This window comes from Erwinia sp. BNK-24-b (assembly GCF_047456155.1).
In the GTDB taxonomy this organism is placed as follows: domain Bacteria; phylum Pseudomonadota; class Gammaproteobacteria; order Enterobacterales; family Enterobacteriaceae; genus Erwinia; species Erwinia phyllosphaerae.
This window is the reverse complement of record NZ_CP179901.1, coordinates 4665621-4684816: the sequence shown is the minus strand read 5'-3', so window position 1 is coordinate 4684816 and position 19196 is coordinate 4665621. Positions and strand designations below refer to the sequence as shown.

The window sequence follows — 19196 nt, the reverse complement described above, 5'->3', positions numbered from 1 at the left end:
CATCCAAAGTCACCTGGCCGCATCAGCTGATGGCCAGCCTGCACGATTCAGATAACCCGCGAAAACTGCTGCCTGCGCGCCTGCTGCCGCAGATAGCTATCGAAGCACATGCAGATATTCCTGACCAGTAAACGCCCTTTAGCGGTGACCTGAAGGCCCTTCTCATGGCGCTTGACCAGTCCGTCCGCCACCAGCGGTGCAAGCAGCGCCAGATCTTCCGCAAAATACTCGGTAAAGCGCCTGCCTTCTGCCTGAAAATCTGCAAAATTAAGCGAAAAATTACACATCAGCGTTTTAATCACGTCCCGACGCAGTTTGTCATCAGCTGATAACTCTACGCCGCGCCACAAGGCCGTTTCTTGTGCAGCCACGGCGGCATACCAGCTTTTTAACTCTTTCTGGTTTTGCGCATAGCTGTCGCCGATCATGCTGATGGCCGACACGCCCAGGCCCAGCAAATCGTTCTCGCCCTGGGTGGTATAGCCCTGGAAATTGCGGTGCAGCTTCCCTTCACGTTGCGCAATCGCCAGTTCGTCATCCTGGCGGGCAAAGTGGTCCATGCCGATAAACTGGTAGCCTGCCGCGGTCAGCGTGGCTATGGACTGCTGCAGGATAGCCAGCTTTTGCCGGGAATCGGGCAGATCGGCCTCCTTGATTTTGCGCTGGGCGGCAATGTGGTCAGGCATATGCGCATAGTTGAACACGCTTAGCCGGTCAGGATTCAGTCCAATGATTTTTTGTAGGGTAAAAGCAAAGCTTTCCGGCGTCTGTTTCGGTAAACCGTAGATCAAATCAAGATTAACCGAGCGGAAACCCACCAGCCTGGCGCGCTCAAGCAACGCCACTATTGTTTGTTCGTCCTGAACGCGGTTAACTTTTTGCTGCACTTCCTTATTAAAATCCTGCACGCCCATGCTCAGGCGGTTGAAGCCAAGCGCATACAGATGGTCGATCACCTCCAGCGCAATTTCACGCGGGTCGACCTCAATAGAAAGTTCGGCGCTATCGCTAAAGGTAAAATGCTGGCGCAACAGCGCCATCAGTCTGGCGATCTGCGCTTTGTTCAGAAAAGTAGGTGTGCCGCCGCCCCAGTGCATCTGCGTAACGATGCGATTGCTGAACAGTCCGGCACGGGCTTTGATTTCGAGCGCCAGCGCCTGAAGATACTCATCAGCTTTATGGGCGTGGCGAGTCACAACCTTGTTGCAGCCGCAGAAGTAGCAAAGCCGGTGACAAAAGGGAATATGGATATAAAGCGACAGCGGCAGATCGGGATGGCGCTGGCTGGCGCGGATAAAGTCCGCTTCCTGATAGTTTCCGCTGAACTCCAGCGCGGTAGGATAAGAGGTGTAACGAGGGCCAGAGATATTATATTTTTGCAGCAGGACGGTGTCCCACTCAATTATCTGCGTCACGGTATTCTCTCCTGCGTTGGCGTCTGGATGCCGACCGTCGGATGGGAATAGCGCGCGAAGGCGAAAAGACGGTCGTTCTGCGCAGCCGATTTTTCAGCCGGGACAGACGCCGTAGTTTAACGAAGAGCCAGCCGCCGCAGAGCAGAAGAATCAGCAGATAAATTGATCCAGGCCAAATCATCGCCAGAGAAACCTTTTGCAGAGGCGACGCCTTTCAGCGTCGCTCTGATATTAAGTCTAAAAGCGCCAGATTAGTTGCCGCCCTTAAGCAGGCGATACATATCTTCTTCGGCTTCTTCATCCTCAACATCGTCATCCAGGGCGATGCCCAGCTGTTCCATCAGCGTATCAATGCGGTCAAGCGTCTGATCCAGCCATGCCTGATCTTCTGCCTTCAGCGTTTCGCCATTTTCCAGGCGATCCAGCAACAGGTCCAGACGTTCGTCATTTTCAAGCTTAGCCAGCTCTTCTTCTGGCGTCAGGCGAGGCTTTTTCTCTTCCTGCGGCTTCGCTTTTTTCACCGGTTTTGCCGCTACGGGCACAGCCGCACCCAGCGCGACAGGCTTTTTACTGCCGATACGCGGGTCTTTGTCTGTGGCGCTTCCGCCGTTTTTCTTCGCTGTGGTGACCGGATTGGCACGGCTACCGGAGGCGTTACCGCGATGCTTCTTATCACGCTTGCGATCGCGCGCTTCAGTATTGATTTCATCGCGCGTTTTGCGTTTCGTTTTTGCCGCCGGTTTTTTCTGTGGATCGCGTGCAGGTTGCTTCATGGTTTCTGCTCTCAGACTATTTATCTTCAGTATAGAATTGCGGCGGAATCTAGCAGAAAGCAGACAAAGAAAAAAGGCGCCAGGTCACCCTGTCGCCTTTTTTCACACCTTCCGTAGAAGGACTGACTAAGTCAGCATCCTTTTTAGCAGCCAACTTCCCGGTTTTCCATTGCCGCGTCGTCCTTCATGGACGTAGTCCTTTCCTTCAGATGAATCGCATCCCTCGATATTTTCCTTCCCTGCTCTGCACCATCCTGATGTCCCCTGAGCACTTCATCCTGAAGCGAGCCGCCCTGGCTCTGACAACTAATGTAGTCGATATCACAAAACTCACAAGGCGACTTCAGAAAAAATTTTATTTTTCTTTGGCACCAATTTAATAAGTTCCTGATAATAAATTACTTTGAATGTCGAGCTCAGATAAAAAAAAGTAAAGTTCTGGCAAAAGATATGGGCGATCTCTTACAAAGCCTCTGCGGCATCGTGTCCTGTCGGGCGCTTTTAATCTATACAAGGTATACTCTGCGCAATTATTCTTATTATCTGGAGTTTTTATCTTGTCTGGCTGGAATTATCACGTTACCCACTTTGTTACCAGCGCGCCTGACATTCGTCACCTTCCAGCCGATATCGGTATTGAAGTCGCGTTTGCCGGTCGTTCCAATGCGGGGAAATCCAGCGCGCTGAATACGCTGACCAATCAAAAAAGCCTGGCCCGCACCAGTAAAACGCCGGGCAGGACGCAGTTAATCAATCTGTTTCAGGTGGCTGAAGGCTATCGCCTGGTGGATCTGCCCGGCTACGGTTATGCGGAAGTTCCCGAAGAGATGAAGCTGAAATGGCAGCGCTCGCTGGCGGAGTATCTGCAAATGCGCGACTGTCTGAAAGGGCTGGTCGTCCTGATGGATATTCGCCATCCGTTAAAGGATCTGGACCAGCAGATGATCCAGTGGGCGGTACAGAGCGGCATTCAGGTGCTGGTGCTGTTGACCAAAGCCGACAAGCTGGCTTCCGGCGCGCGTAAGGCGCAGCTGAATATGGTACGCGAAGCCGCTAAAGGTTTTCCAGGCGATGTGCAGGTAGAAGCGTTCTCTTCTCTGAAGAAAATCGGCGTTGATAAGCTTCGTCTGAAGCTGGACAGCTGGTTTAGCGAAATCCCACCGTCCAGCGAAGAGTCGCTGCCGGAAGCCTGATGGGCTGCTGAAAAAATCCAATAAAAAACGCCCCAGTCATAACGACTGGGGCGGCTAAATATTCAGCCAAATCCGATTACGTGAAGTAAAAGGTCTGAAAGATAGAACATCTTACCTCTGTACCCTACAACTTCAACTCTACATGATTTTTTCAGGCCTAAAAAGGGTTTTTTGCCGTTATTTTTCACAAAATCCGCATTGTTATCCAAGATAGTTCACATAAAACAGCATTGCCTGTAGCCATACTGCAAAAAAAATGCTTTGGGGATAACAATTTATCGCGCTCAAAAATGGACGCGCGGAATGGGTAATTATTAGCACCTTAACGAGCAATCGACAGCAAGGCAGTAAACCACCCGCCTTGCCGCGATTTTACTTAATTATCAGTGTGCTTCATCCCAGTTGTGGCCAACGCCAACGTCAACGCGCAGCGGTACATCCAGCTGCATGCTGTTTTCCATTAGCTCACGGATTTTGATCGTTGCCGCTTCGACTTCTGACGTCTTCACTTCAAACACCAGTTCATCGTGTACCTGCATAATCATTTTGACATCCGGATCGGCCTGCGGCGTCAGCCAGCCATCCACGGCAATCATAGCTCGCTTAATGATATCGGCCGCCGTGCCCTGCATTGGTGCGTTAATCGCCGCTCGTTCTGCTGCTTTACGGCGCATCGCGTTGCTGGCCTTGATGTCCGGCAAATAGAGGCGACGGCCATCCAGCGTGGAGACGTAACCTTTTGCGGCCGCCTGCTGACGCGTGCTTTCCATATATTCCAGCACGCCGGGATAACGTTCGAAATAAAGCTCCATATATTTTTTTGCCTCGCCAGCGCCAATATTGAGCTGGCGGGAAAGACCGAAGGCGCTCATGCCGTAAATCAGACCAAAGTTAATCGCTTTTGCGCTACGGCGCTGCTCGCCCGTCACTTTATCCAGCGCCATGCCAAAAACTTCTGCTGCCGTAGCGCGGTGAATATCTTCACCCGCAGAGAAGGCGCTGAGCAGCCCTTTATCCTGGGAAAGATGCGCCATGATGCGCAGTTCAATCTGAGAATAGTCCGCAGCCAGGATCTGATGACCTTTTGATGCGATGAAAGCCTGGCGAATGCGACGCCCTTCCTCATTCCGCACGGGAATATTTTGCAGGTTAGGATCGGTAGAAGAGAGGCGGCCCGTGGCTGTTACGGCCTGATGATAGGAAGTATGTACGCGCCCGGTTAACGGGTTGATCATTAACGGCAGCTTGTCGGTATAGGTCGACTTCAGCTTGGACAGACCACGATGCTCGAGGATCACTTTCGGCAATGGATAATCCAGCGCCAGCTCGGCCAGCACTTCCTCGCTGGTGGAGGGTGCGCCGCCCGGCGTCTTTTTAGTCGGTTTGATGCCTTGTTTCTCAAACAGAATAGTTTGCAGCTGTTTGGTTGAAGAAAGATTGAAAGGTTCGCCCGCCAGCTCGTGCGCCTTTGTCTCCAGTTCTGCCAGACGCGTGGTTAGCTCCTGCGAATGTTTTGCCAGGATTGCCTGGTCAATCAGCACACCGTTGCGCTCAATACGCGAAATAACCGTCACCAGCGGCATTTCGATATTTTCAAAAACCTCTTTTGGCCCCTGCTCTTTTTCCAGCTCTGACCACATTTTAAGATGCAGCTGGAGCGTGACGTCGGCATCTTCCGCCGCGTAATGCGCCGCCTGCTCCAGCGCTATCTGATTAAACGTCAGCTGTTTTTTACCTTTGCCGGCAATCTCTTCGAAAGTAACGGTTTTATGATTCAGCCAGCGCGAAGCTAAGGTATCCATATCGTGACGGCCTGCTACGCTGTTTAGCGCATAGGACTCCAGCATGGTGTCAAACTTGATACCCTGTAATTCGATTCCGTAATTGTTCAGCACGCCGCGATCGTATTTGAGGTTCTGACCTACCTTAAACAGATTCTGGTCTTCCAGCAGCGGCTTCAGGCGTTCAAGTACGGCTTTACGATCCAGCTGTTCAGGCGCATCCAGATAATCATGGGCGACAGGCAAATAGGCAGCTTCACCCGGCGCCACGGCAAAAGAGATACCGACGATATTGGCGCTTAACGTATCCAGCGAGTCCGTTTCCAGATCGAAAGCAAAGAGCGTGCTGCTCTGCAATTTTTGTAGCCAGTCGGCAAAAGTGGCTTCATCGAGAATGGTTACATAGCCGTCTGTGGCCAGAATGCTGGTAACCTCCGGCTGAACCTCAGGTTGCGCGGCCAGTGCTGGCTGCGCGGCGGCACCGCTTCTTTTACCCTGTAGCCATTTCCCTTCTTCTACATCGGTGATCCAGCGCTTGAATTCATAACGGCGGAACAGCGCCAGCAGCTCTTCAGCCGCAGGTTCATTAACGGTTAGCGCTTCGCAACCGAGTTCCAGCTCAACGTCCGTTTTAATGGTGGCCAGCTGGTAAGACAGAAATGCGACCTCTTTATTCTGCTCCAGCTTAGCCGCCATGGTTTTGGCACCGCGGAAGGAAAGATCGGCAACTTTATCCAGGTTATCGTAGATATCTTTGATACCCCCAAGACCCTGCAGCAGCGCCTGCGCGGTTTTCTCGCCGACGCCCGGCACGCCTGGAATGTTATCCGAAGAGTCTCCCATTAGCGCCAGAAAATCGATAATCAGTGACGGTGGGATGCCGTACTTCTCGACCACTTCTTCCGGGCCAAGGATGGCATTGTTCATGGTATTGATCAGCGTGATATCGGGCGTAACCAGCTGCGCCATATCTTTATCGCCAGTGCTGATTAAAACCGGAATGCCTTTCTTTCCGGCTTCCAGCGCCAGTGTGCCAATGACGTCATCCGCTTCTACGCCTGAAACCGCCAGCAGCGGCAGCCCCATAGCCCGGACCATATTGTGCAAAGGCTCAATCTGGGCGCGCAGGTCGTCAGGCATAGGCGGACGGTGAGACTTGTAATGCTCAAAAAGCTCGTCACGGAACGTTTTTCCTTTGGCATCGAACACGACCGCAACATGGCTTGGCTTATATTGCAGCAGCAGGCTGCGCAGCATGTTAAGAACGCCATACATCGCCCCGGTAGGATCGCCGGCACTGTTCGTCAGCGGAGGAAACGCGTGATACGCACGGTAAAGATAAGAAGAGCCATCTACCAGAATAAGCGGGTTTTCTGCGATTTTTGCCATTGGGTGTCACGTTCCTGGTTATTTTTTTGCAATGAGGTAAGGATGCCACAGCTATGCCTGAAATATGAAATCTCTGCGCAGATTAAACGCCCTGAAATGTTGCTTTTGCGGCAGGTTTCGCAATCAATTGCTGTGGATAACTTTGTGCGTAAATTTCATAGCAGATAAATTCATTGTTTTGAAAAAGAGCAGCACAGAAATAAAATACATTATATTCAAATAGTTAATAAAAGGATCAGCCGAAAATTACGCGATCGCTTAATTTGAATAAATGTGGATATAAATTATGTGTATCAACGATCGTTTTAGATCGTCAAAGAAAATGGAGATCGCGGGACGGCTATTTTACGGGTAAATAAGAGAGAATTATCTGAACGCCACGGCGCTGAAACGCGCCGTGGCAGCGGAGCTTATTTCTGCGTCAAAAGGAATTTAACGACGTTGGCATACTGCTGCGTATAGTTATCCATTGAGCTGGTATCCAGGCCGCCGTTGTTAACCATATATTTGCCGTTAACGAACATAGCCGGTACGCCACGCAGATCGACGTCTACCGCCGCTTTTTCCTGCTGGGCAACCAGAGATTTCACCACGAAGCTGTTCCAGGCTGCATCATACTCTTCCGGCTTGATACCGGCAGCTTTTACAAAAACGTCTTTCAGGCTGGCCGGATCGGTAATGGTCTGGCTTTTCTGAATGCCGTCAAAAATCGGCGCGGTCACTTTGTCTTCTACGCCCAGCGCCATGGCCACAGCCCATGCCTGAGTCACTACTTTACCCATATCGCCGCCAAGGAACTCAACGTGATATTTGGTGACTTTAGCATCGGCAGGCAGGTTTTTCTTTACGGCGTCGCTAACGTGCCAGACGTGTTCGAATTCATAGCAGTGTGGGCAGTAGAAAGAGAAGAACTCAAGAACCTTCGGTTCGCCCGCGACAGGCTTCTGTAGCGTCACATACTGCTTGCCGTCAGTAAACTGGGCAGCTGACGCGCTGAATGCCAGAAAAACACCTACCAGCGCGAATAAAATCTTTTTCATCTGAAACTCTCTCCTGACTGCAAAAAAAGCTGACCGGAAAAGGCGATCAGCCCTGGAATGCGGGCGTCAGCTGCAGAGGTGGCTCCTGCAACAGCCGGGCCTGCTCGTTGAAAATAGCAATTTGCCTGCGCCAGAAATCCTCGTCTCTCATCCAGGGAAAACTGGCTGGAAACGCGGGATCTTGCCAGCGCCTGACAATCCACGCCAGATAATAAACCATCCTCATGGCGCGTAAAGGCTCAATCAGTGACAATTCATGTGTGTCGAACTCACTGAATTCACTATAAGCTTCCAGCAATATATCCCACTGGATACGCTGTTCCTGAATATCGCCGTTAACCAGCATCCACAGATCCTGAATGGCCGGGCCGTTTCGCGCATCGTCAAGGTCGACAAAGAACGGGCCGTCACGCCATAAAATATTACCCGGATGACAGTCACCGTGCAGGCGAAGCGGCTGCCACTGAGTATGCCAGCTCTTTTGTAAAGTTGTGCCGATCAGGCGGACGCTGGCTAATAAATTCTCTTTCAGCTTAGCGGGTATTAAGGTACTGGCTTCAAGTATCTGGAGCGGTTCAACAATATACTCTTCCAGTCCAATAGTGGGACGAGCGGCAAACAGGCTTTTTCGCCCAGTCTGGTGCATACGTCCCAGATAACGCCCGACCCATTCCAGATGATCGTAATTATCCGTCTCATACTGGCGGCCACCGAGGCTGGGGAACACGGTGAACAGGTAGCCATCGTGCTGGTGCAAGGTTTTCCCCTGTAGCGCCAGCGGAGCCGCAACAGGCAGTTCATCAGCCAGCAGCTGGACGGTAAACTGATGTTCTTCTTCGATCTGCTGCTGTGACCAGCGTTGTGGACGATAGAACTTAACGACGTAGCGTTTTTTGTCATCGTCAGAGAACTGGTATACGCGATTTTCGTAACTGTTTAGCGCGGTTAGTCCGGATTCTACCCGAATTCCCGTCTCCCAAAGCGCATCAAGGATTGTGTCAGGATTGAGGTTTTGAAAATTAAAAGCGGGTTCTGTCATCCGGCATACTCATAGCGGTTCGCAATGCGTTGAGAATATCATTAAACGCCCGGATGACGGATGAACAGATAGGCTTAATCTTTGATTACACCGCGAGCGCGGAGTAAGGCCGTTTTGAAATCCTCTTCATAATCTTTCTTAATTCCCGGAATTTCTTCATTTTTATCTGTATTGCGCATTTTAAGATGGTAAATCAGGACGTCATCCGTTAGTTCTTCCAGAGGGTGAGTAAATCCGGCTTCGTCCGCCATTTTCTGTAAAAATTGCACCAGATTTAAATCGGGATCCTGTTGCCAGGCTGGCTGCAGCAGTGATATCAGTTCGTTAAGACGATGGCATTTCATAGTTCGGTTCCTGTTTGATTACGTTCCCGTTACGGTAACAGGGTTAAACCCACAAAAAAAGAGGGTGTAATACGCATGAGTTTTTCCGGTATCCCGGCATCAATAACAGGCGTGATTTTAGCCGGAGGGCGCGGTAGCCGCATGGGCGGAACAGATAAAGGCCTGGTGTTGTATCGGGGAAAACCCCTTTATCAGCACGTTCTCCAACGCTTACAGCCGCAGGTCAATACTGTTTATATCAGCGCTAACCGTAACCTGATGGAATATCAGCAAAGCGGCCTGCCCGTTATTACTGATTCCTTGCCTGACTTCCCGGGTCCACTGGCAGGCATGCTGGCGGCGCTGCAAACAATCAACAGCGAATGGCTGCTTTTTACGCCTTGTGATGTCCCTGAATTGCCCGAGGATCTTGCAGCGCAGCTGTGGCAACAAAAAGGAGAAGCACTGGCGGTTTGGGCACGTACGGCCGAACGCGACCATCCTGCCACCCTGCTGCTGCATAAAAGTCTGGTAAAATCGTTAACGGATTTTTTGCAGCGTGGTGAGCGTAAAGTAATGTTTTTCCTAAAAAACAGTGGTGGACATAGCGTGTTGTTTAATAACGCTGAGGCTTTTATGAATATTAATCGGCCTGAGGATTTATCAGGAGGCATACAGTGAAGGTGCCTTTGCTAGCGCTGGCCGCGCTCAGCGGCACGGGTAAAACTACGCTGCTGAAACAGCTTATTCCAGTGATGCAGGATAGAGGGATACGGTGTGGGCTGATTAAGCATACTCACCATGACATGGAAGTCGATAAGCCAGGTAAAGATAGCTATGAACTACGCAAAGCGGGAGCTAACCAGGTTCTGGTTGCCAGCCAGCAGCGCTGGGCATTAATGACGGAAACGCCTGAACCGCAGGAGCTGGATCTTGCCTACCTGGCAAGCCGAATGGATGCTTCTTTACTGGATATAATTTTGATCGAGGGATTCAAAGACGAACCGGTGGCAAAGATTGTTTTGCATCGTGAAGCCTCAGGGAAACCATTGCCGGCGACACTGGACCATTATGTGATTGCGGTGGCCAGTGATGCAAAGCTCTCGCTAGGTGTCCCCTGGCTGGATTTGAATAGTCCAGAAAGCGTGGTGGATTTTATTGCGGCCTGGCTGAAAAAGCAGACGTATGAGGATATTTAGCAATCGCAGAGCAGAAACAAGAGCCAGTGGCGGGCGATGAAGGTTTCCCGGCGCGCCAATGCAAAAAACCCTGACCGTGAGGTCAGGGTTATCGCAGTCTGATGCCTGGCAGTTCCCTACTCTCGCATGGGGAGACCCCACACTACCATCGGCGCTACGGCGTTTCACTTCTGAGTTCGGCATGGGGTCAGGTGGGACCACCGCGCTAAAGCCGCCAGGCAAATTCTGTTCTTCACGCCGCCCGCGGGCCGCGCAAAGTTATCCGGGAACAAAGCTGAAAATTGTGTGTCTCTCAACACTGCCAGAACGCTTCTGGCGTTGTAAGGTTAAGCCTCACGGGTCATTAGTACCGGTTAGCTCAACGCATCGCTGCGCTTACACATCCGGCCTATCAACGTCGTCGTCTTCAACGTCCCTTCAGGTGGCGTAAAGCCACAGGGAGAACTCATCTCGAGGCAAGTTTCGCGCTTAGATGCTTTCAGCGCTTATCTTTTCCGCACTTAGCTACCGGGCAATGCCACTGGCGTGACAACCCGAACACCAGCGGTGCGTTCACTCCGGTCCTCTCGTACTAGGAGCAACCCCTCTCAATTCTCCAGCGCCCACGGCAGATAGGGACCGAACTGTCTCACGACGTTCTAAACCCAGCTCGCGTACCACTTTAAACGGCGAACAGCCGTACCCTTGGGACCTACTTCAGCCCCAGGATGTGATGAGCCGACATCGAGGTGCCAAACACCGCCGTCGATATGAACTCTTGGGCGGTATCAGCCTGTTATCCCCGGAGTACCTTTTATCCGTTGAGCGATGGCCCTTCCATACAGAACCACCGGATCACTATGACCTGCTTTCGCACCTGCTCGAGCCGTCACTCTCGCAGTCAAGCCAGCTTATGCCATTGCACTAACCTCACGATGTCCGACCGTGATTAGCTGACCTTCGTGCTCCTCCGTTACTCTTTGGGAGGAGACCGCCCCAGTCAAACTACCCACCAGACACTGTCCCCACGCCGGATTACGGCGCCAGGTTAGAACATCAAACGTTAAAGGGTGGTATTTCAAGGATGGCTCCACGCAGACTGGCGTCCACGCTTCAAAGCCTCCCACCTATCCTACACATCAAGGCTCAATGTTCAGTGTCAAGCTGTAGTAAAGGTTCACGGGGTCTTTCCGTCTTGCCGCGGGTACACTGCATCTTCACAGCGAGTTCAATTTCACTGAGTCTCGGGTGGAGACAGCCTGGCCATCATTACGCCATTCGTGCAGGTCGGAACTTACCCGACAAGGAATTTCGCTACCTTAGGACCGTTATAGTTACGGCCGCCGTTTACCGGGGCTTCGATCAAGAGCTTCTCCTTGCGGATAACCCCATCAATTAACCTTCCGGCACCGGGCAGGCGTCACACCGTATACGTCCACTTTCGTGTTTGCACAGTGCTGTGTTTTTAATAAACAGTTGCAGCCAGCTGGTATCTTCGACTGGCTTCGGCTCGGGGAGCAAGTCCCTCCACCTACGCGCCAGCGTGCCTTCTCCCGAAGTTACGGCACCATTTTGCCTAGTTCCTTCACCCGAGTTCTCTCAAGCGCCTTGGTATTCTCTACCTGACCACCTGTGTCGGTTTGGGGTACGATTCTGTGTTACCTGGAGCTTAGAGGCTTTTCCTGGAAGCAGGGCATCTGTTACTTCAGCACCGTAGTGCCTCGTCGTCACGCCTCAGCCTTAAGCATCCGGATTTGCCTGGATGCTCAGCCTACACGCTTAAACCGGGACAACCGTCGCCCGGCCAACATAGCCTTCTCCGTCCCCCCTTCGCAGTAACACCGAGTACAGGAATATTAACCTGTTTCCCATCGACTACGCCTTTCGGCCTCGCCTTAGGGGTCGACTCACCCTGCCCCGATTAACGTTGGACAGGAACCCTTGGTCTTCCGGCGAGCGGGCTTTTCACCCGCTTTATCGTTACTTATGTCAGCATTCGCACTTCTGATACCTCCAGCAGCCCTCACAGGCCACCTTCGACGGCTTACAGAACGCTCCCCTACCCAACAACACATAGTGTCGCTGCCGCAGCTTCGGTGCATGGTTTAGCCCCGTTACATCTTCCGCGCAGGCCGACTCGACCAGTGAGCTATTACGCTTTCTTTAAATGATGGCTGCTTCTAAGCCAACATCCTGGCTGTCTGTGCCTTCCCACATCGTTTCCCACTTAACCATGACTTTGGGACCTTAGCTGGCGGTCTGGGTTGTTTCCCTCTTCACGACGGACGTTAGCACCCGCCGTGTGTCTCCCGTGATAACATTCTCCGGTATTCGCAGTTTGCATCGGGTTGGTAAGCCGGGATGGCCCCCTAGCCGAAACAGTGCTCTACCCCCGGAGATGAATTCACGAGGCGCTACCTAAATAGCTTTCGGGGAGAACCAGCTATCTCCCGGTTTGATTGGCCTTTCACCCCCAGCCACAGGTCATCCGCTAATTTTTCAACATTAGTCGGTTCGGTCCTCCAGTTAGTGTTACCCAACCTTCAACCTGCCCATGGCTAGATCACCGGGTTTCGGGTCTATACCCTGCAACTTAACGCCCAGTTAAGACTCGGTTTCCCTGCGGCTCCCCTATACGGTTAACCTTGCTACAGAATATAAGTCGCTGACCCATTATACAAAAGGTACGCAGTCACACCACAAGGGTGCTCCCACTGCTTGTACGTACACGGTTTCAGGTTCTGTTTCACTCCCCTCGCCGGGGTTCTTTTCGCCTTTCCCTCACGGTACTGGTTCACTATCGGTCAGTCAGGAGTATTTAGCCTTGGAGGATGGTCCCCCCATCTTCAGACAGGATATCACGTGTCCCGCCCTACTCTTCGAACTCACAGCAAGTGTATCTTCGTGTACGGGAGTATCACCCTGTACCCTGCGACTTTCCAGACGCTTCCACTGACACACAAACTGATGATGGTTCCGGGCTGTTCCCCGTTCGCTCGCCGCTACTGGGGGAATCTCGGTTGATTTCTTTTCCTCTGGGTACTTAGATGTTTCAGTTCCCCAGGTTCGCCTTGCAGCACTATGTATTCATGCTGCAATGATGCACAAGTGCACCGGGTTTCCCCATTCGGGTATCGTCGGTTGTAACGGTTCATATCACCTTACCGACGCTTATCGCAGATTAGCACGCCCTTCATCGCCTCTGACTGCCAGGGCATCCACCGTGTACGCTTAGTCACTTAACCTCACAACCCACAAGCGTCCCGAAAGACACATTGCTGTTGCAGGCATTGAGAGACTCGACCACATCGCTTTGTTCATTCTTATTACGGAGAATGAACGCGACGCGTCGTTTCAATTTTCAGCTTGTTCCGGATTGTTAAAGAGCAAATATCTCAAACGTGGCTCGTAAGCCAGTTTTGAGATACTTCGTGGAGACACCTTTCACCTGTCACCAAGCAAGTGGCGTCCCCTAGGGGATTCGAACCCCTGTTGCCGCCGTGAAAGGGCGGAGTCCTAACCGCTAGACGAAGGGGACACGGGGTGTCGCGACTTCGCAGCCGTCTTGCTCTAACGTTTCTATCAGACAATCTGTGTGAGCACTACGCGGGAAGGTATCTTCAGGTAAGGAGGTGATCCAACCGCAGGTTCCCCTACGGTTACCTTGTTACGACTTCACCCCAGTCATGAATCACAAAGTGGTAAGCGCCCTCCCGAAGGTTAAGCTACCTACTTCTTTTGCAACCCACTCCCATGGTGTGACGGGCGGTGTGTACAAGGCCCGGGAACGTATTCACCGTGGCATTCTGATCCACGATTACTAGCGATTCCGACTTCACGGAGTCGAGTTGCAGACTCCGATCCGGACTACGACGCACTTTATGAGGTCCGCTTGCTCTCGCGAGGTCGCTTCTCTTTGTATGCGCCATTGTAGCACGTGTGTAGCCCTGGCCGTAAGGGCCATGATGACTTGACGTCATCCCCACCTTCCTCCGGTTTATCACCGGCAGTCTCCTTTGAGTTCCCGACCGAATCGCTGGCAACAAAGGATAAGGGTTGCGCTCGTTGCGGGACTTAACCCAACATTTCACAACACGAGCTGACGACAGCCATGCAGCACCTGTCTCACGGTTCCCGAAGGCACTAAGGCATCTCTGCCAAATTCCGTGGATGTCAAGGCCAGGTAAGGTTCTTCGCGTTGCATCGAATTAAACCACATGCTCCACCGCTTGTGCGGGCCCCCGTCAATTCATTTGAGTTTTAACCTTGCGGCCGTACTCCCCAGGCGGTCGACTTAACGCGTTAGCTCCGGAAGCCACGCCTCAAGGGCACAACCTCCAAGTCGACATCGTTTACGGCGTGGACTACCAGGGTATCTAATCCTGTTTGCTCCCCACGCTTTCGCACCTGAGCGTCAGTCTTCGTCCAGGGGGCCGCCTTCGCCACCGGTATTCCTCCAGATCTCTACGCATTTCACCGCTACACCTGGAATTCTACCCCCCTCTACGAGACTCTAGCCTGCCAGTTTCGAATGCAGTTCCCGGGTTGAGCCCGGGGATTTCACATCCGACTTGACAGACCGCCTGCGTGCGCTTTACGCCCAGTAATTCCGATTAACGCTTGCACCCTCCGTATTACCGCGGCTGCTGGCACGGAGTTAGCCGGTGCTTCTTCTGCGGGTAACGTCAATGACAGAGCGTATTAAGCTCCATCCCTTCCTCCCCGCTGAAAGTACTTTACAACCCGAAGGCCTTCTTCATACACGCGGCATGGCTGCATCAGGCTTGCGCCCATTGTGCAATATTCCCCACTGCTGCCTCCCGTAGGAGTCTGGACCGTGTCTCAGTTCCAGTGTGGCTGGTCATCCTCTCAGACCAGCTAGGGATCGTCGCCTAGGTGAGCCGTTACCCCACCTACTAGCTAATCCCATCTGGGTTCATCCGATAGTGAGAGGCCCGAAGGTCCCCCTCTTTGGTCTTGCGACGTTATGCGGTATTAGCCACCGTTTCCAGTGGTTATCCCCCTCTATCGGGCAGATCCCCAGACATTACTCACCCGTCCGCCACTCGTCACCCGAAGAGCAAGCTCTTCTGTGCTACCGTTCGACTTGCATGTGTTAGGCCTGCCGCCAGCGTTCAATCTGAGCCATGATCAAACTCTTCAATTTAAGTTTGATTTGCTGAAACAAGTTCAGCGATGCTCAAGTGTAAAACGTCATAATGAATTTTCATTATGTGTTCACTCTTAAGACTTGATATTTTTTTGCGTCCGGAGACGCTGATATCAATCCTGCGAGTGCCCACACAGATTGTCTGATAAATTGTTAAAGAGCGTTGCGGTAAGCGCCGTGGCGACTTACTGCGAGGTGGCGTATAATACGCTTTCCTCCTTCAGAGTCAACTTCTTTTTGAGAAGTTTTTCTCCGGCGGTTCAGCTTCCTGAACCTCTCAACCCGGCGACTCGTAAGCCGTTGTTCCGTGTCGATGGAGGCGCATTATAGGGAGTTCTCGACGGCTGACAAGTTTTTATTTGAAAAAAACTTTCGACCGTTTCTTTTTTCAACAACAGCGCAATAAGCGTACATTTTGAGAATATTTAACCAGCAAATTACGCGCTATTCACCTTTATAAGCGTCACGCCATGCCGCTTCGCGGTGCTATTCTTTTCTTTTTACTTTGCAGGGTTGTCATATCGGCAATGGCAATAATGACTGAGAAGGATGCCCAATGATTAAATCCGCGCGCAGTATGGCCGGACTTCCGTGGATCGCCGCAATGGCTTTCTTTATGCAAGCGCTGGATGCCACGATACTGAATACTGCTCTTCCCGCTATCGCCTTAAGCCTTAACCGTTCTCCTCTGGCGATGCAATCCGCCGTTATCAGCTACACCCTTACTGTCGCTATGTTGATCCCAGTAAGCGGCTGGCTAGCCGATCGCTTCGGCACGCGAAAAGTGTTTATCACCGCCGTTTCTTTATTTACGCTCGGTTCGCTGGCCTGTGCGCTTTCTGCCAACCTGACAATGCTGGTTGTCTTCAGGATAGTGCAGGGGGTAGGCGGCGCGATGATGATGCCCGTTGCCAGGCTGGCATTACTAAGAGCTTATCCACGTAGTGAACTGCTGCCCGTACTGAACTTTGTAACCATGCCCGGTCTGGTCGGCCCGGTTCTTGGCCCGCTACTGGGCGGCGTGCTGGTTACCTGGGCAACCTGGCACTGGATCTTCCTGATTAATATTCCAATGGGGATTTTAGGGATTGTCTATGCGCGAAAATATATGCCGGACTTCACCACCCCGCGACGCCGTTTCGATGTGCTGGGTTTTATTCTGTTTGGCATCGGACTAGTGTTGCTTTCCAGCGGCATTGAGCTTTTCGGCGAGAAGATTGTCGCCACCAGCCTGGCCCTGGCGGTAACCTGCGGCGGTATTCTTTTACTTCTTCTCTATATAGTGCACGCACGCCGCCACCCCACGCCGCTTATCCCTTTGCCAATGTTCAAAACCCGTACTTTCTCGGTAGGCATTCTCGGCAACATAGCTTCGCGTCTGGGTACCGGCAGTATTCCTTTCCTTATGCCGCTGATGTTACAGGTTGGGTTTGGTTACTCTGCTATTCTTGCGGGCTGCATGATGGCACCAACCGCGCTGGGTTCTATTCTGGCTAAGTCTACGGTAACCCAGGTATTGCGCTGGTTCGGTTACCGCAAAACCTTAACGGGAATCAGCGTTATTATTGGGGTGCTGGTTGCCAGCTTCTCACTGCAAACGCCAGCAGCAGGCCTGGCGATACTGCTACTGCCGCTGTTTGTGCTGGGCATGGCAATGTCTACCCAGTTTACGGCTATGAACACCATCACGTTAGCGGACTTAAATGACAGTAATGCCAGCAGCGGTAACAGCATGCTTGCCGTAACCCAGCAGCTGGCGATTAGCTTTGGCGTGGCGGTCAGCGCGGCCGTTTTACGATTTTATGAAAACTTTGACGGCACGACCGTCGATCACTTTCATGCCACCTTCCTGACGATGGGGATAGTCACGGTGTTTTCCGGTCTGGTATTTATGTTGCTGAAGCCCGGCGACGGCAGGCATTTAATCTCCAACCGCGAAAAGCGTAAAAAAGGCGCTTAACGCTCCGCTACTGAACCACGTTCGACCAGTTCCGGCGTCAGCACCAGCAGCTGCTGGCTGCCGTCGGGATCGGCCATACGATGAATCAACGTATCAATGGCCAGTTCGCCCAGCTCATCTTTCGGCTGATGAATAGTCGTGAGCGGCGGCGTCATATAGCGGGCCAGTTCAATATCGTCGTAGCCTATTACCGCCACATCTTTGGCAACGGAAAGCCCCGCCTGATAAAGCGCATGATAAACGCCTACGGCCATCGCATCATTACTGGTAAAAACCGCTTCCGGCCGTGGATTTAACGCTAACAGCTGATTCATTGCGTTGTAGCCGCCCTGAAATTCAAAATCACCGGTAACGACATAGCCCGGGGGAACGTTCAACCCTGCACGCGACATTGCCTGATAAAAGCCTTGCAGCCGCCAGCGGGCGGGGGTCTTATCCTGCGGGCCAGCGATACAGGCGATACGGTTATAGCCACGGGAGATCAAATAGCGCGTGGCCATTTCCCCACCCAACAGCGAGTTGTCCTGGATAATATCGCTGCCGCCGTCAAAAGGAGACCAGTCCATCATTACGGTAGGTATAGCCGGATAACGGTTAAGAATGTCCGGTGAAGGAAGATGGCTTTCCGTACACATAATCAGCAAGCCATCGACTCGCTTTTGCAGCAGCGTTTCCAGACTGCGGTTCATTCTGTTTTCATCGCCATCGGTGTTACACAACACCAGGCTGTAGTCACGCTCATAGCAACTTCTCTCTACGCCGCGTACCACTTCCGAATAGAAAGGGTTGCTGCTGGCAGTCAGCAGCATGCCGATAGTTCGGGTCTGATTGAGTTTCAGGCTACGGGCCAGGGCAGAAGGTGCATAGTTCAAAGCCGTAATGGCCGAAGTGACTTTCTCCCGCACTGATTCACTGACGAAGCGGTTATTGTTAATGACGTGGGAAACGGTGGATGTCGACACGCCCGCCAGGCGAGCGACATCTTTCATGGTAGGCACGAGCTACTCCTGCTGCTGCAAAAAGCGATCGGTTTCTTCTCGCCACGGCACCGAAGGCTGCGCGCCGGCACGAGTCACCGCAATAGCCGCTGCCGCATGAGCAAAACGGACCGCCTGCGGCATCGGCTTCCCTTCCAGCAGCGCGGTCATTAACGCGCCATTAAAGGTATCGCCCGCTGCGATAGTATCTACCGCCTGTACTTTAAAGCCGGGGATGCGTTGCCCCTGACCGGCTTCGCTAAGCCATACGCCGCGGCTGCCCAGGGTAATCAACACGCTATGAATCCCTTTACCGTGTAGTACCGCTGCTGCGCGAGCGGCATCCTCATCCGAGGCAACCGGCACACCCGTCAGGATTTCCGCTTCGGTTTCGTTTGGCGTAATCATATCCACCAGCGCCAGCAGCTCATCGGAAAGCGGCGTGGCCGGAGCCGGATTAAGGATCACTTTGGTTTGATGCTGATGCGCAATTTTTGCCGCCGCCAGCACGCTTTCGAGCGGCGACTCCAGCTGCATCAGCAATGCGTCCGCGCTGGCGATAACCTGCTGCTGCTTTTCCACCAGCTTGGGCGTCAGGCAAGCGTTGGCGCCTGCATGAATAGCGATGCTGTTTTCGCCATCTTCATTCACAAAGATCAGCGCAACGCCGGTGGATTCGTCCGCTATCGCCTCGACGCAAGAGACATCAATCCGATCGTCTGCCAGCTGCTGGCGAATACGTTGCCCGACATCGTCGTCGCCCGTGCAGGCAATAAAGGTAATCTCTGCGCCGCTGCGTCCGGCCGCGACGGCCTGATTAGCGCCTTTACCGCCAAAGGCAACCTGATACTGTTTCCCGATCACCGTTTCGCCGGGACGAGGAAAGGTAGCCAGATTGAGAATATGGTCTGCGTTGATGCTGCCGAGTACCGCCAGCCTGCCGATTTTAGTCATGGGA

12 protein-coding genes, 1 tRNA gene and 3 rRNA genes are annotated in these 19196 nt (G+C 52.5%); 4 read left to right on the top strand and 12 right to left on the bottom strand.

The features are described 5' to 3' along the window. Positions 1 to 47: 47 nt before the first annotated feature. Positions 48 to 1415 carry an oxygen-independent coproporphyrinogen III oxidase gene (gene hemN, locus ACMGGR_RS21480; protein WP_414147823.1) on the bottom strand — a complete coding sequence of 456 codons (1368 nt, stop codon included), beginning with the start codon at positions 1413 to 1415 and terminating at the stop codon, positions 48 to 50. Positions 1416 to 1666: 251 nt separating this feature from the next. Continuing rightward, positions 1667 to 2188, bottom strand: a complete 522-nt coding sequence (gene yihI, locus ACMGGR_RS21475; protein WP_414147822.1) for a Der GTPase-activating protein YihI — start codon at positions 2186 to 2188, stop codon at positions 1667 to 1669. Between the two features lie 557 nt (positions 2189 to 2745). Between yihI and yihA the strand changes: the two genes are divergently transcribed. Continuing rightward, positions 2746 to 3381 (top strand): ribosome biogenesis GTP-binding protein YihA/YsxC, encoded by a 636-nt coding sequence (gene yihA / locus ACMGGR_RS21470; RefSeq protein ID WP_246761697.1) that lies wholly within the window; start codon positions 2746 to 2748, stop codon positions 3379 to 3381. Between the two features lie 383 nt (positions 3382 to 3764). Here the strand turns inward: yihA and polA are convergent, their stop codons facing one another. The 4 genes from polA to ACMGGR_RS21450 form a co-directional block, all read right to left on the bottom strand. Then, positions 3765 to 6551 (bottom strand): DNA polymerase I, encoded by a 2787-nt coding sequence (polA, locus tag ACMGGR_RS21465; RefSeq protein WP_246761698.1) that lies wholly within the window; start codon positions 6549 to 6551, stop codon positions 3765 to 3767. A 410-nt stretch (positions 6552 to 6961) separates the two neighbouring features. Further along, on the bottom strand, positions 6962 to 7591 hold the full coding sequence (gene dsbA / locus ACMGGR_RS21460; RefSeq protein WP_246761700.1) for a thiol:disulfide interchange protein DsbA: 630 nt from the start codon (positions 7589 to 7591) through the stop codon (positions 6962 to 6964). A 46-nt stretch (positions 7592 to 7637) separates the two neighbouring features. After that, positions 7638 to 8630, bottom strand: a complete 993-nt coding sequence (locus ACMGGR_RS21455) for a serine/threonine protein kinase (protein WP_414147821.1) — start codon at positions 8628 to 8630, stop codon at positions 7638 to 7640. A gap of 74 nt (positions 8631 to 8704) precedes the next feature. Beyond that, positions 8705 to 8974, bottom strand: a complete 270-nt coding sequence (locus ACMGGR_RS21450) for a YihD family protein (RefSeq protein ID WP_246761704.1) — start codon at positions 8972 to 8974, stop codon at positions 8705 to 8707. A 75-nt stretch (positions 8975 to 9049) separates the two neighbouring features. On the opposite strand from ACMGGR_RS21450, the gene mobA reads away from it, so the two are divergent. Next, on the top strand, positions 9050 to 9634 hold the full coding sequence (gene mobA / locus ACMGGR_RS21445; protein ID WP_414147820.1) for a molybdenum cofactor guanylyltransferase MobA: 585 nt from the start codon (positions 9050 to 9052) through the stop codon (positions 9632 to 9634). After that, entirely contained in the window at positions 9631 to 10152 is a 522-nt protein-coding gene (gene mobB, locus ACMGGR_RS21440) for a molybdopterin-guanine dinucleotide biosynthesis protein MobB (RefSeq protein ID WP_246761709.1), read from the top strand. Before mobA ends, mobB begins: the two co-directional genes overlap by 4 nt. 103 nt (positions 10153 to 10255) lie before the next feature. Here mobB and rrf read toward each other — a convergent pair. The 4 genes from rrf to ACMGGR_RS21420 form a co-directional block, all read right to left on the bottom strand. Then, positions 10256 to 10371, bottom strand: a 5S ribosomal RNA gene (gene rrf / locus ACMGGR_RS21435). Between the two features lie 103 nt (positions 10372 to 10474). Continuing rightward, a 23S ribosomal RNA gene (locus ACMGGR_RS21430) occupies positions 10475 to 13376 on the bottom strand. A gap of 218 nt (positions 13377 to 13594) precedes the next feature. Continuing rightward, positions 13595 to 13669, bottom strand: a tRNA-Glu gene (locus ACMGGR_RS21425). Between the two features lie 87 nt (positions 13670 to 13756). After that, a 16S ribosomal RNA gene (locus tag ACMGGR_RS21420) occupies positions 13757 to 15298 on the bottom strand. Together the 16S, 23S and 5S rRNA genes with 1 tRNA gene alongside form the textbook arrangement of a ribosomal RNA operon. Before the next feature lie 559 nt (positions 15299 to 15857). On the opposite strand from ACMGGR_RS21420, the gene mdtD reads away from it, so the two are divergent. Then, positions 15858 to 17261 carry a multidrug transporter subunit MdtD gene (gene mdtD, locus ACMGGR_RS21415; RefSeq protein WP_246760353.1) on the top strand — a complete coding sequence of 468 codons (1404 nt, stop codon included), beginning with the start codon at positions 15858 to 15860 and terminating at the stop codon, positions 17259 to 17261. Here mdtD and rbsR read toward each other — a convergent pair. Both rbsR and rbsK read right to left on the bottom strand, forming a co-directional pair. Then, positions 17258 to 18259 carry a ribose operon transcriptional repressor RbsR gene (gene rbsR / locus ACMGGR_RS21410; protein ID WP_414147819.1) on the bottom strand — a complete coding sequence of 334 codons (1002 nt, stop codon included), beginning with the start codon at positions 18257 to 18259 and terminating at the stop codon, positions 17258 to 17260. The two genes, mdtD and rbsR, sit on opposite strands and share 4 nt — an antisense overlap. A 3-nt stretch (positions 18260 to 18262) precedes the next feature. Beyond that, positions 18263 to 19192 (bottom strand): ribokinase, encoded by a 930-nt coding sequence (rbsK, locus tag ACMGGR_RS21405; RefSeq protein ID WP_414147818.1) that lies wholly within the window; start codon positions 19190 to 19192, stop codon positions 18263 to 18265. Positions 19193 to 19196 lie beyond the last annotated feature (4 nt).